Origin of the sequence: Sulfurospirillum arcachonense DSM 9755 (genome assembly GCF_000597725.1) — a bacterium.
GTDB classification, from domain to species: domain Bacteria; phylum Campylobacterota; class Campylobacteria; order Campylobacterales; family Sulfurospirillaceae; genus Sulfurospirillum_A; species Sulfurospirillum_A arcachonense.
On sequence record NZ_JFBL01000005.1, the window covers coordinates 122,254 to 134,358 of the forward strand.

The window sequence follows — 12,105 nt, forward strand, 5'->3', positions numbered from 1 at the left end:
AAAATTTATGGATTTTATACAAATAGCAAAAGAAGTTTTAGAAATTGAAGCTAAAGAGTTGTTAAGAAGTGCAGAAAATTTGGGTCGAGAGATAGAAAAAGCTGTTAATATTGTTATGCAAACAAAAGGAAAACTAATAGTAACAGGTGTTGGAAAAAGTGGATTAGTTGGAGCAAAGATAGCTGCAACGTTAGCAAGTACAGGAACAAGTAGTTTCTTTTTGCATCCAACTGAAGCAATGCATGGTGATTTGGGTATGATTGGATCAGATGATGCTGTTCTTGCTATTAGTTATAGTGGAGAGAGTGAAGAGCTTATAAAAATTCTTCCTCATATTAAAAGATTTAATATTCCTCTAATAGGAATGGCAAGAGATAGTAATAGTTCTCTTGGGCGTTATAGTGATGTATTTTTATCTATATACATAGAAAAAGAAGCTTGCCCTTTAGATATAGCACCAACCTCTTCTACTACGTTGACTTTAGGCATAGGTGATGCGTTAGCTGTTTGTTTAATGAAAAAGAGAGATTTTCAAAAATCTGATTTTGCATCATTTCATCCAGGGGGAAGTTTAGGCAAACAACTTTTTATTAAAGTTAGTGATTTAATGAGAAGTAAAGACTTGCCAATTGTTAGTGAAAATACATCTTTAAAAGATGCTATAGTGACTATGAGTGAAGGAAGATTAGGGAATATTCTTATAACAAACTCTCAAAATAAGTTAGTTGGACTTTTAAGTGATGGGGATTTACGGCGTGCTCTTTTAGATAACAATTTTTCTATGGAAAATTCTGTTTTAGAGTATGCATGTAAAAATCCAAAAGTATTAGACAATGCAAATATGTTAGCAAGTGATGCCTTAAAAGTCGTAGAAGAATATAAGATTCAACTTTTAGTTATTACTAATAAAAATGGAAATGTAGATGGTGTTTTACATATTCATGACCTTGTAGAAGCAGGAATTAAATAATGGAAAAAATGCGTTTAAATAAGATTATTTCTCACAATACAAGATATTCTAGAAGAGAAGCAGATGAGCTTATTAAAAAGGGTTTAGTTAAAATTGATGGGAAAGTTGTTACGGATCTTGCAACAAAAGCAAGCTTTGAAGATAAAGTATCAGTTGATGGAAAAACACTTTATGAAAAAAGTGGATATACAGTGCTGGTTTATAACAAACCAAAAGGTGAGTTAGTAAGTAAAAAAGATGATAGAGGTAGAAGAACAATTTATGATTCTTTACCACAAAAGTATTCACACTATCTTAGTGTTGGTAGACTTGATTATGCAAGTGAGGGTTTACTTTTACTTTGTGATTCTCCTTCAGTTGTAAGTGCATTAATGCATGGAGATTTAGAAAGGGTCTATTATGTAAAAATCAATGGAGAAATTACACCTGCTATGGAAGAAGCTATGCGTTTAGGCCTTCATGCTGAAGATGCAAGAAGAGGTGGACATAGCGATAGCAGTATCCATGCAATGGATTTTGCTCCATTTGTTGATTATCGTATTATAAAAAGTAGACCAAATTTTTCTACAGTAAAAGTGACCATTAGAGAAGGTAAAAATAGAGAATTAAGACGTTTCTTTGGCTATTTTGATACTGAAGTAGTAGATTTAAAACGTGTTAGTTATGGTATCGTTGATTTAGGTATGTTAAAACCTGGGAAAACAAGGTTTTTAGAAACCAACGAATACAAAGCACTAAGAGATTATATTTCATATACAGAAGAGATAAGTGATTGATAATCTAGCACTTAAATTACGTCCTACTTGTTTAGAAGAACTCTCAGGGCAAAAACATTTAAGCAGTGAAAACAGCCCTTTTTTTAAACTTTTAAAATCAGGGACTATTCCTCACTGTATCTTCTTTGGACCAGCAGGTGTTGGTAAAACAACGCTTGCTAGAATTGTCTCTAAAGAATTAGAACTCCCTTTTTATGAACTTGACGCAACTAGCGTTAAAGTAGATGCTTTTAGAACAATTTTTGCAAATCACAAACACTCTTTAGCTAAACCACTTATTTTTATTGATGAAGTTCATCGCCTTTCAAAAACGCAACAAGAAGTATTGCTTTTACCTATGGAAAATAAAGAAGCAATTATTATTGGGGCAAGTACTGAGAACCCCTACTTTACCCTCTCAAGTGGTATTCGCTCACGTTCTATGTTATTTGAATTCTTTTCTTTACATGTAAATGATTTAGAAGAAGTGATAGAGCGTGCAAAAGCTATTGTAGAATTTAGTATTGATACAGATGCAAAAAGGTATCTTCTTGATTCAAGTGCTGGAGATAGCCGTTCACTTTTAAATCTTTTAGAGTTTGCAATTAAAGTTGATACTCACGTTACTCTTGAGATTTTAAAATCACTTCGACCAAATGCACTTAAAGATGGTGTTAGCTCAGATGATACTCACTATAACCTTATAAGTGCAATGATAAAAAGCGTAAGAGGTAGTGATGTCGATGCTGCATTGTATTATCTTGCTCGTCTTATTGATGGTGGTGAGAGTGCAGATTTTATTGCAAGAAGGTTAGTCATCTTAGCAAGTGAAGATGTAGGAAATGCAAATCCAAATGCATTAAACCTTGCGTCAAGTTGTTTGAATGCTGTGAGTAAAATTGGATTTCCAGAGTCAAGAATCATTTTAGCACAGACACTTGTGTATCTTACATGTTGTCCAAAATCAAATAGTTGTTATAAAGGGATAAATGAAGCGTTAGCGTATGTAAAAAATGAAAAAGCACTACAAATTCCATCTCACTTAAAAAGTCCAAGTCCAAAAGGATATAAATATCCTCACGATTTTGGTGGTTGGGTTGAACAAAACTATCTTGAAAAAAATCTTCATTTTTATGAAAACTCTACTATGGGTTTTGAAAAAACTTTAGAAGAGTGGCTGAAAAAAATAAAAAGTTAACGTATGAGTAAAATTGTAGTTTCTGACATATTTGGTAAAACTCCTGCTCTTGTGCAATTGGCTAAAGAGATTAATGCAAAAAAAATAATTGATCCTTATGATGGTAAAAATATGAGTTTTACAGATGAAAATGAGGCTTACTCCTATTTTGTGAACAATGTAGGAATTGATACTTATTTAGAAAAGCTACAAAAAGCACTTCAATTAGAGAACTCTACTAATTCACTAGTAGGATTTAGTATAGGAGCTTCTATAATTTGGAGATTATCTGAAACTTCATCAAGTCAGTATGTTAAAAATGCGGTTTGTTTTTATGGCTCACAAATAAGAAACTTTACTAATATAAATCCAAATTTTGATACAAAGCTAATCTTTCCTAAGTATGAAAAACATTTTGATGTAGAAAAACTACAAAATGAACTTGTTCAAAAGAAAAATGTAGAAATTACTACAGTAAATCATTTTCATGGATTTATGAACTATTATTCTACCAACTACAATGAAAAAGAATATATCAAACAAATTGATTTATTACGTTTAAATTAATATAAGTTATTTCTTTTTTAAAATAATCATTCTATAATGAACAGATATAAATTATAGACTCATAAACCTAGTATAATTGCGTTATGCTTAATTATTTTATAATATATAGGGTTTTTACTGTATTTGCAGTAATTTTAGGATACAAAGGCTTATTTTAAAAAATTGTAATGTTATAGTTAAAGGATAAATATGAAAAGCATAAAAATAAAGATGTTAGAAAATGGACCTATACGATTGAGTGTAGATAGTGATGAAGAAATTATCAATAATGTTTTATTTGATATACGAGGTAACTCTATAAAAATCAAAAAAAATTCCATACTTTGTAGATGTGGAAAATCAAACCAACAACCTTTTTGTGATGGTGTTCATCGTATGATAGGATTTAGCTGTTCTGCAGGAGAAGAGGATACTTTTGAAGGGGTAAAAGTGAGTGTTATGAAAAGAAGCTCATTAGACATTGAAAAAGCAGACAATACCAAATACAGGTTATGCAGATGTGGTGCATCACAAAAACAGCCTTATTGTGATGATACACATAAAACAATTACATCAAAAAAGTATACATTTTAAGTTTAATCTATGAAATACAAAGAGTTTGAAAAGGCAGTAGAATGTATGCAACTTTGTACAAAAGTGAGTTATAGTGATTTAAAAATGAGATATAGAGAGCTTTCAAAAATTTACCATCCTGATATGGCTGATGGGGATGCAAAAAAATTTGATGAGATAACTAAAGCGTATAAGCTTTTAAAGAAGTATATGGAAGAATATAGATTTACTTTTAGTGAAACAGAGTTTCAAGACCAGTATCCATCTGTTTTAAATATGGAAGATTGGATAACTAGACGTTCATAACATAAAAAAGGAGTTTAGATGTATATACAAGGTATAGATACAAGTATGATTATCCCAATTGCTATTATTTTGGCATTAGTGATTATAATTTATAAAGGTGTAAAAATAGTTTCTCAAGCAGATGCTTGGATAATAGAAAGACTAGGTAAATACCACAAAACTTTAGAAGGTGGGTTTCATCTGATTATCCCTATCTTGGATTCAGTTAGAGCAGTATTAACCAAACAAGAGCAAATTATAAATATTCCAGGACAAAGTGTTATTACTAAAGACAATGTAAATATATCTGTAGATGGTATAGTGTTTATTCAAGTAGAAACAGCTAAAGAAGCGGTATATGGGGTAGTTGATTATAAGCAGGCGATTGCCAATTTAGCTACAACTTCTCTAAGAGCAGAAATTGGGCAATTGGCCTTAGATGAAACGCTTTCTTCACGAGATACACTTAACAAAAGAATTCTTTTAGCACTTGATGAAGCAACTCAAAAATGGGGTGTGAAAACTATGCGGGTTGAACTACGTGATATCTCAGTTCCACAAGAGATAGAAGAAGCGATGAACATGCAAATGAAAGCTGAAAGAGAAAAAAGAGCGATCGAGCTTACGGCGATTGCAAATAAAGAAGCTGTTATAAGAAATGCAGAAGGTTTAAAACAACAAACTGTACTTGAAGCAGAAGCAATTGAGAGAATGGCAGAAGCTAAAAAGTATGAGCAAATTGCATTGGCAGAAGGTCAAAAAGAAGCTATGGATATGATTAATGAGGCAATTACTAAAAATAGTTCAAGTGCAGAGTATCTTTTAACGAAAGATAGAATAGCAGCATTTAATGAATTGGCAAAAAGTGATTCAAAAGATAAAGTTATAGTTCCATATGAAGCAACAGAGTTGATAGGCTCTTTATCTATGGTTTCAGAATTTTTTGGAAATAAAACAAAATAATGGAAGCGTTATCTTATGAATGGCTCTTAGCAATAGGTATAGTTTTAGTAGGATTAGAAGTTTTAGTATTTTCATTTTTTCTATTTCCTATAGGATTGGGTTTTGTTATAGTCTCTATTTTAGAACTTTATATTATAAAATTTGAGAGTTTATATTCTCAACTTGCGACAGCCCTTTGTATTGGGTTAATACTTATTTTAGTTTTTAGGAAAAAATTTATTCAATTAATGCAAAAAAGCAGTAGTAATAAAGAGCAACATATTCATGTTGGAGGGATAGGTGTTATCGATGGTAAACAGATAAAGTTTGAAGGTACTTTCTGGAATACCAATGATGATATTAGCTCTTATAAAAATGGAGATAAAGTCAATATTGAAATTATTAAAAATAAAGCAGTAATAAAAAAGTAAATATATCCTCCTTGGAGGATATATTTTAACTGAGTAAAGAAGATAAAGGACTTTTAGTATTATTTTCTAATTGAGTTTGAGCTGCCATTCTTTCTTGTAGCTCTTTTGCATAATCACTCATCATTGTATCAAGTGTTGCTAGTGCAGAATCTCTAGCATCTCCTTCTAAAGGTGGCTGTGTAGCCTCATCTAAACCAAGAGTTGCTTTTAATGTTTCACGTTTTTCTTCTAAAAGCTTCTCTATTTTTTCAAGATTAAAGTTTTGTATATACTTCAAAGCTCCTTGAGAAGTAAGTTGCTCTTTAAAGGTTTCTACAGCTTCATCTTTCTCAGGTTCTTCAGGTTTTTGCGTTTTAATGGCATTGATTAACTGTTTTTCAAACTCATTATTTGTTTGGGTGATATTAGCTTGAGTATTTTGTTGAAAAATACTTAGCTCACTAGTTAAGGTTGTATTGTTTACTTGCATAAGAACTCCTTTTTAAAAAAAGAACAAGCAAAAATTATTCCTTACTAAACAAATTTCTTAAATGTAAACTTAATAATCCTGCATATTCATGAAGTGCTGTGTAGCTATTATTAAGAGCACCTAAGCTGGGCATAAATGACCAGATAGTTAATTTATTTTCTTTAGTACGTAGACGAAAATCTGTAGCAGCTGGGACTACTTTAAATCCAAAGTATTCATAAAGTGCAATTGAGCGTTTCATATGAAATGCTGATGTTACAAGATATATATTTGGTTTATCTATACCAATTTGTTTAAATTTTTCTTTTGAAAATTTTGCATTTTGGTAGGTGTCTAAGCTTTTATCTTCTACATGTAAAGCAAAATTATTTAGTTCAAAGGTAGAAGAAGAGATAGGTATATCTACACCTAAGTTTTTACTAATCTCTTTCATGCTTTCTAAAAAAGCATCAGCTTCAGTATATTTATCAATTCCAGCACCAGAAAAAAGTAAAGGTAAATTGTGAGATTTTGCTATCATTAAACCCCATAAAGCTCTTTTATAAGCAGCACTTCCTAATGGTATATTGGCACTTCCTTCTATTTTACCTCCTCCTAAAACAACAACAGCATTTACATAGTTATTTTTTTTGAGTGTTTGGTTAAAAGGTTTTTCTAAAGGACGTAAAAGAAGTTCTGAAACATAGGAATTGCTTAAAGCAAAAAAAGATAAAGCGACAAGTATAAAAATAGCACGAAATTTTTTTGTATAAAAAGAGGCTAGTAAAAAGAAAATTATAAAGATACCTGGTGGTAAAACCAGGTATGTAAAAAGTTTTGAGATAACATAAATAGTACTCATTAAAGCATTATTGCCTTTTTCTCACCCTCTTTTAATTCACCTATAACATATCCATCAGAATCAGCTAAAACCGCATCTACATTTTCAGGACTAACAACAAGAACCATACCAACACCCATGTTAAAAGTTCTGTACATTTCATCTTCTTCCACATGTTTAGACATGAAATCAAATACACGAAGAGTTTTGATTTTGTCTTTGTAAACTGTGGCTTGCATACCTTCAGGTAAAACACGTGGTAAATTTTCAACAATACCACCACCTGTGATATGTGCAAGAGCATTGATTTTATTCTTTAGTTTTTTAAATGTTTTTACATAGAGTTTTGTAGGAGTTAAAAGTGTATCGATTAATGGTTTACCATCAAACTCTGTATCAAATTTATAGTCTAATTTTTCAAAGAAAAGTTTTCTTACAAGGGAAAAACCATTTGAGTGAACACCACTACTTGGAAGTGCTACTAAAACATCACCGGCTTTTACATGAACAAGTCTATTCATCTCATCTTTTTCTGCAATTCCAACCGAAAAACCAGCTAAATCAAAATCTTTACCACTGTACATGCCAGGCATTTCTGCTGTTTCACCACCTATTAGTGAACATTCAGATTCGATACAACCTTGGGCAATCCCTTTTACAACAGCAGTAGAGTCTGCAATTTCGAGTTTTGCAGTAGCATAGTAGTCAAGGAAAAATAGAGGAGTTCCAAAATTACAAATAAGATCATTTACGCACATTGCTACTAAATCAATACCTACTGTATCATATTTTCCAGAGTCAATAGCAAGTTTTAGTTTCGTTCCAACACCATCAGTTGCTCCAAGCATAACAGGTTTTTTATAACCAGTTGGCAATTCATATGCACCAGCAAATGAACCAATTCCCCCTACTACATTTGAATCAAAAGTTGATTTTACGATAGGTTTAATGTTTTCTACAAACTGATTTCCAGCGTCTATATCAACGCCAGCATCTTTATAACTAACTGTGCTCATCTATTGCCCTTAAATATTTTTTATCTATTTTAACAAATTTATGTTAAAATCGTGCTAAATTTGAAAATGAGAAAAATATGAAACATGAAATAATTAATGCAGAAATGCTAACACACGTTGCACTTTGTACTCATAGAGACCCTAAAGATATTTTAGTATTAGGACTTCATGAGTATATAGATAGTGAGATTGGAAGATATGATGGTTTACATGTAGAACTTTGTGATAAAGTTTCTTGTATAGAGAGTGTAAAAGATGATTCTATGGATGTTATTGTCGTTAACTCTGATAGATTTAATGATGCATCGTTTGCTGCTCAAATAAATAGAGTCTTAAGAAAAGATGGTTTATTTGTTATTAAAACAAATGAAAATTTAAAAGAGAATATGGAAGGACTAGGATCTTTATTTGGAATTGTTATGACCTATAATTATGAGGGGAAACGAGCAATTTTAGCCTCTAAAAAATATCATCCAACAGCCGATATTGTTTTACAACGTGCTGATTTAATTGATGATTTGAGTTATTATAATGTTGAAATGCATATGGCATCGTTTGCTTTAGCAACTTATATGAAAAAAGAGTTATTAGGGATTCAAAAGAACTAATGGCTTATGAACATGCGTATGTGTTGACTGGTGGTATTGCTACTGGAAAGAGTACAGTTTGTTCTCTTTTAAAAATGCATGGTTTTAGTATTATTGATGCTGATGTGATAGCAAAAGAGCAGTTAGATGCTAGTAAATTAGAGTTAAAAGAAATCTTTGGTGAGGAAATTTTTGAAAATGGACAAATTAATAGAAAAAAATTAGCAGATATTATTTTTGCATCAACTGAACAAAGAATAAAATTAAATAATTTACTACATCCTCGTATTCGTCAAGAGATAAAGAAGTTAGCTATAGAAAAAGACAAGTATGAACTTCCTTATATCATGGATATTCCACTTTATTTTGAAAGTGGCGATTATGAATGTAAATTGAGTATAGTTGTTTATACCCCTAAAGATGTTCAGTTAGAAAGATTGGTTAATAGAGAAGGTTTAGATAAGCAAGAAGCTCAAAAAAGAGTAAATGCTCAAATAGATATAGATGAAAAAAAGAAGAGGGCAGGTTGGGTGATAGATAATTCATCTGATTTGAAACATTTACAACAAGAAACAGAAAAATTTGTTGATTATATAAGAGAAGAATATGCAGGTATCAAAATATAACGCGAGTGGAAATGATTTTGTTATTTTCCATACATTTCAAGAACAAGATTTTGCACATTTAGCAAAACAGTTATGCCATAGACAACAAGGTGTTGGTGCAGATGGACTTATTGTTCTTGTTCCTAACGCTGGGTGTGATTTTAAATGGTTGTTTTATAACAATGATGGAAGTCATGCTGCGATGTGTGGCAATGGAACACGTGCTTGTGCTCATTATGCATATACAAATGGGTTAGCTAACAAAAATATGAAATTTTTGACAGATGCAGGTATGATCCATTCTATTGTTGAAGGGAATATGGTTGAATCTGAACTAACAGAAGTAAAAAAAATATCAGAAAAATTTGAAGAAGATGGTAAAGAGTGGTTTTTTTATGACACAGGCGTTCCACATCTTGTTACTGTAGTGAAAAACTTAGATGAATACAGTAAAGAATTGGCTTCAAAAATGAGATACAAATATAATGCAAATGTAAATTTTGTTTTATTTGATGGAAAATCTTTACATGTAAGAACGTATGAGCGTGGAGTAGAAGATGAAACAGGTGCCTGTGGTACTGGTATGGCAGCATGTTTTTATGCACTAAATTATGAAAATATTATAAAAGATAGCATTAAAGTATATCCTTCGAGTAAAGAAGAATTGAGTCTAAGAATAGACAATGGAAAACTATTTTTTAAAGGTGAGGTAAAAAAAGTTTTTGAAACAATTATTTAAATTAGTAATTTCGGTATCGTTATTTACAACAGCAACTTTTTCGATAGGTTTTCCTGAAAGTTATTATGAAATTAAGAATATTAAAGAACAAAAGCGAGAGTTTATTAATATACTCAAACCTTTAGTTGACAAAAGTAACCAAAAAGTCAAACAAGAGAGAGTATTTTTAAAAAACTTTTTTGCACAAGCGATGCAAAATGCTTTTCGTTCATTAAATCCAAAAGATTTAAAAGAGCTTTTAAGACTTTCAAAAAAGTATAGAGTAAAAAAACTTTTTGATAAAAATAAATATCTTCAAAGAGTTGATATTGTCCCTGTTCCTTTGGCTCTTGCACAAGGAGCAATAGAAAGTGGGTGGGGTAAAAGTAGATTTGTAAGACTTGCAAATAATATTTTTGGCCATTGGACATGGGGAGAAGTAGGTATTATCCCTGAAGGACGAGAAGAGGGTAAAAGTCATAAAATAAGAATTTTTAAAACTTTACAAGATTCTGTGAATGCTTATATATTAAATCTTAATAGACATTATGCATATGCGGAGTTTAGAAAAGTAAGACGACTGAAAAGTTTAGAAGGAAAATCAATTACAGGAAATGAAGCTGCTCAAACAATGATTAATTACTCTGAGTTAAGAGAAAAATATGTACAAATGCTTCAAAAAATGATGAAAGATCATAGGCTTTTATATTATGAAGCAGGAAAACTATAACCCTGCTTCACTCATTGCTACTGATTGGTAGTGTGCTATGATTGGATCAATGACTTCATCTAGTAAGCCACCTTCCATGATAGCATCTAATCTATATAGTGTTAAATTTATTCTATGGTCACTCATACGGTTTTGTGGATAATTATAAGTTCTAATTCTTCCACTTCTATCACCTGAACCTACTTGAGATTTTCTTTCTTCACTTTGTTTAGCATCATGTTCACGTTGTTGTAAATCAAAAAGACGTGCTTTTAATATTTTCATTGCAGCATCTTTATTTTTATGTTGGCTTTTCCCATCTTGGTTAGTTACAACTAAACCACTAGGGATATGGGTAATTCTAACAGCACTATCTGTAGTATTTACCGATTGTCCACCATTACCTGAAGCTCTCATAACGTCTATTTTTAAATCATTTGGATTAATATTTACTTCAACGTCATCAACTTCGGGCATAACTGCAACTGTAATTGCTGAAGTATGAACTCTTCCTTGTGATTCAGTTTTAGGGACTCTTTGAACACGGTGTGTACCGCCTTCGTATTTAAGTTTTGAAAATGCACCTTGACCTTTGATGATAGCGATCATCTCTTTATAGCCATCAAGAACACCTTCACTAGAACTTACTATTTCAACTTTCCAATTCATATTTTCTGCATATCTTACATATGCCTTAAAAAGGTCAGCAACAAAAAGAGCAGCTTCATCACCACCAGTTCCTGCACGAAGTTCTAAAAATATATTTTTATCATCATTCGGATCTTTTGGTAAAAGTAAAACTTTGATATCTTCTTCAAGTTGAATTTTTAGAGGTTCTAATTCTTTTAATTCTTCTTTTGCAAGTTCTCCCAGTTCATCATCTTCTAAAAGCATTTTATTTTCTTCAATACCTTCAATAGTTTGAATATACTCTTCAGCTTTTTCTTTCACAGGTTCTATACTAGATTGTTCTTTTGAAAGTGCTGTCATTTTAGCAATATCAGAAGCTATATCAGGTTGGCTAAGCAATTTGCTTAGTTCGTCATATCTTTCTAAGAATGGACGTAATTTATCTTGTAACATATATGTTTATTTTAAAAGAGGGGAGAGCCGCGTAAATTACGCAGCTATAGAGTTAACTAATTTAGCTAATCTACTAATACGACGAGCAGCAGTATTCTTTTTTAAGATACCCTTTGTTGCATATGAGTGAAAACTTTTGTTAACATTTTTAAGAGCAACTACTGCTGCATCTTTATCGCCTGATTCTACGGCAACTTTAACAGATTTAGTTAGATTTTTAATTCTTGTTTTATAAAATCTATTTCTTTCTGTTCTTACTATCGTTTGTTTTGCGCGTTTTTCCGCTGATTTATGGTTAGCCATCGCTAAGCCTTTCATTTAAAATTTAGGCATTGATTATACAGAACTAATTATTAAATAGACCTTATTTTAAGCATAATTTTATAAAATTCTTCACTAGTATAGCCTAAATTGTGCTA

At 31.3% G+C, this 12,105-nt stretch carries 17 protein-coding genes; 12 read left to right on the plus strand and 5 right to left on the minus strand.

Annotated elements, in window-relative coordinates:
- The first annotated feature begins 7 nt into the window (after positions 1–7).
- The 8 genes from K354_RS0105670 (at position 8) to K354_RS0105705 (ending at position 5,679) form a co-directional block, all read left to right on the plus strand.
- The gene (locus tag K354_RS0105670) at positions 8–970 is read left to right on the plus strand and encodes a KpsF/GutQ family sugar-phosphate isomerase (RefSeq protein WP_024954535.1); all 963 of its coding nucleotides are present in this window, start codon (positions 8–10) and stop codon (positions 968–970) included.
- An 8-nt stretch (positions 971–978) separates the two neighbouring features.
- The gene (locus K354_RS0105675) at positions 979–1,746 is read left to right on the plus strand and encodes a pseudouridine synthase (protein ID WP_024954536.1); all 768 of its coding nucleotides are present in this window, start codon (positions 979–981) and stop codon (positions 1,744–1,746) included.
- Positions 1,742–2,923: a replication-associated recombination protein A gene (locus K354_RS0105680; protein ID WP_024954537.1), complete on the plus strand. Its 1,182-nt coding sequence runs from the start codon at positions 1,742–1,744 to the stop codon at positions 2,921–2,923. The genes K354_RS0105675 and K354_RS0105680 overlap by 5 nt, the downstream gene beginning before the upstream one ends.
- Positions 2,924–2,926: 3 nt before the next feature.
- Positions 2,927–3,469: a dienelactone hydrolase family protein gene (locus K354_RS0105685; RefSeq protein ID WP_024954538.1), complete on the plus strand. Its 543-nt coding sequence runs from the start codon at positions 2,927–2,929 to the stop codon at positions 3,467–3,469.
- Positions 3,470–3,658: 189 nt separating this feature from the next.
- Positions 3,659–4,042 (plus strand): CDGSH iron-sulfur domain-containing protein, encoded by a 384-nt coding sequence (locus tag K354_RS14635; protein ID WP_024954539.1) that lies wholly within the window; start codon positions 3,659–3,661, stop codon positions 4,040–4,042.
- Positions 4,043–4,051: 9 nt separating this feature from the next.
- Positions 4,052–4,327, plus strand: coding sequence for a DnaJ domain-containing protein (locus K354_RS0105695; protein ID WP_024954540.1), 276 nt, complete (start codon positions 4,052–4,054; stop codon positions 4,325–4,327).
- A gap of 18 nt (positions 4,328–4,345) precedes the next feature.
- The gene (locus tag K354_RS0105700; protein ID WP_245600573.1) at positions 4,346–5,269 is read left to right on the plus strand and encodes an SPFH domain-containing protein; all 924 of its coding nucleotides are present in this window, start codon (positions 4,346–4,348) and stop codon (positions 5,267–5,269) included.
- Positions 5,269–5,679, plus strand: a complete 411-nt coding sequence (locus K354_RS0105705; protein ID WP_024954542.1) for an NfeD family protein — start codon at positions 5,269–5,271, stop codon at positions 5,677–5,679. The genes K354_RS0105700 and K354_RS0105705 overlap by 1 nt, the downstream gene beginning before the upstream one ends.
- Positions 5,680–5,704: 25 nt before the next feature.
- On the opposite strand, the gene K354_RS14000 is transcribed toward K354_RS0105705, so the two are convergent.
- The 3 genes from K354_RS14000 to purM are packed head-to-tail and all read right to left on the minus strand — an operon-like array spanning position 5,705 to position 7,984.
- Positions 5,705–6,148 (minus strand): hypothetical protein, encoded by a 444-nt coding sequence (locus tag K354_RS14000; RefSeq protein ID WP_024954543.1) that lies wholly within the window; start codon positions 6,146–6,148, stop codon positions 5,705–5,707.
- 34 nt (positions 6,149–6,182) lie between these two features.
- The gene (locus K354_RS0105715) at positions 6,183–6,989 is read right to left on the minus strand and encodes a YdcF family protein (RefSeq protein WP_024954544.1); all 807 of its coding nucleotides are present in this window, start codon (positions 6,987–6,989) and stop codon (positions 6,183–6,185) included.
- Complete coding sequence (gene purM, locus K354_RS0105720; RefSeq protein WP_024954545.1) at positions 6,989–7,984, minus strand: phosphoribosylformylglycinamidine cyclo-ligase; 996 nt, start codon at positions 7,982–7,984, stop codon at positions 6,989–6,991. Before purM ends, K354_RS0105715 begins: the two co-directional genes overlap by 1 nt.
- Before the next feature lie 77 nt (positions 7,985–8,061).
- On the opposite strand from purM, the gene K354_RS0105725 reads away from it, so the two are divergent.
- The 4 genes from K354_RS0105725 to K354_RS0105740 are packed head-to-tail and all read left to right on the plus strand — an operon-like array spanning position 8,062 to position 10,624.
- Entirely contained in the window at positions 8,062–8,592 is a 531-nt protein-coding gene (locus K354_RS0105725; RefSeq protein ID WP_024954546.1) for a class I SAM-dependent methyltransferase, read from the plus strand.
- Positions 8,592–9,197, plus strand: coding sequence for a dephospho-CoA kinase (gene coaE, locus K354_RS0105730; RefSeq protein ID WP_024954547.1), 606 nt, complete (start codon positions 8,592–8,594; stop codon positions 9,195–9,197). The genes K354_RS0105725 and coaE overlap by 1 nt, the downstream gene beginning before the upstream one ends.
- Positions 9,178–9,915, plus strand: a complete 738-nt coding sequence (dapF, locus tag K354_RS0105735; RefSeq protein ID WP_024954548.1) for a diaminopimelate epimerase — start codon at positions 9,178–9,180, stop codon at positions 9,913–9,915. Before coaE ends, dapF begins: the two co-directional genes overlap by 20 nt.
- Positions 9,899–10,624, plus strand: a complete 726-nt coding sequence (locus tag K354_RS0105740; RefSeq protein WP_024954549.1) for a glucosaminidase domain-containing protein — start codon at positions 9,899–9,901, stop codon at positions 10,622–10,624. Before dapF ends, K354_RS0105740 begins: the two co-directional genes overlap by 17 nt.
- On the opposite strand, the gene prfA is transcribed toward K354_RS0105740, so the two are convergent.
- Both prfA and rpsT read right to left on the minus strand, forming a co-directional pair.
- A complete protein-coding gene (prfA, locus tag K354_RS0105745) occupies positions 10,619–11,686 on the minus strand; it encodes a peptide chain release factor 1 (RefSeq protein ID WP_024954550.1) in 1,068 nt (355 codons plus the stop codon). The genes K354_RS0105740 and prfA overlap by 6 nt on opposite strands.
- A 36-nt stretch (positions 11,687–11,722) precedes the next feature.
- The gene (gene rpsT, locus K354_RS0105750) at positions 11,723–11,989 is read right to left on the minus strand and encodes a 30S ribosomal protein S20 (RefSeq protein ID WP_024954551.1); all 267 of its coding nucleotides are present in this window, start codon (positions 11,987–11,989) and stop codon (positions 11,723–11,725) included.
- Positions 11,990–12,105 lie beyond the last annotated feature (116 nt).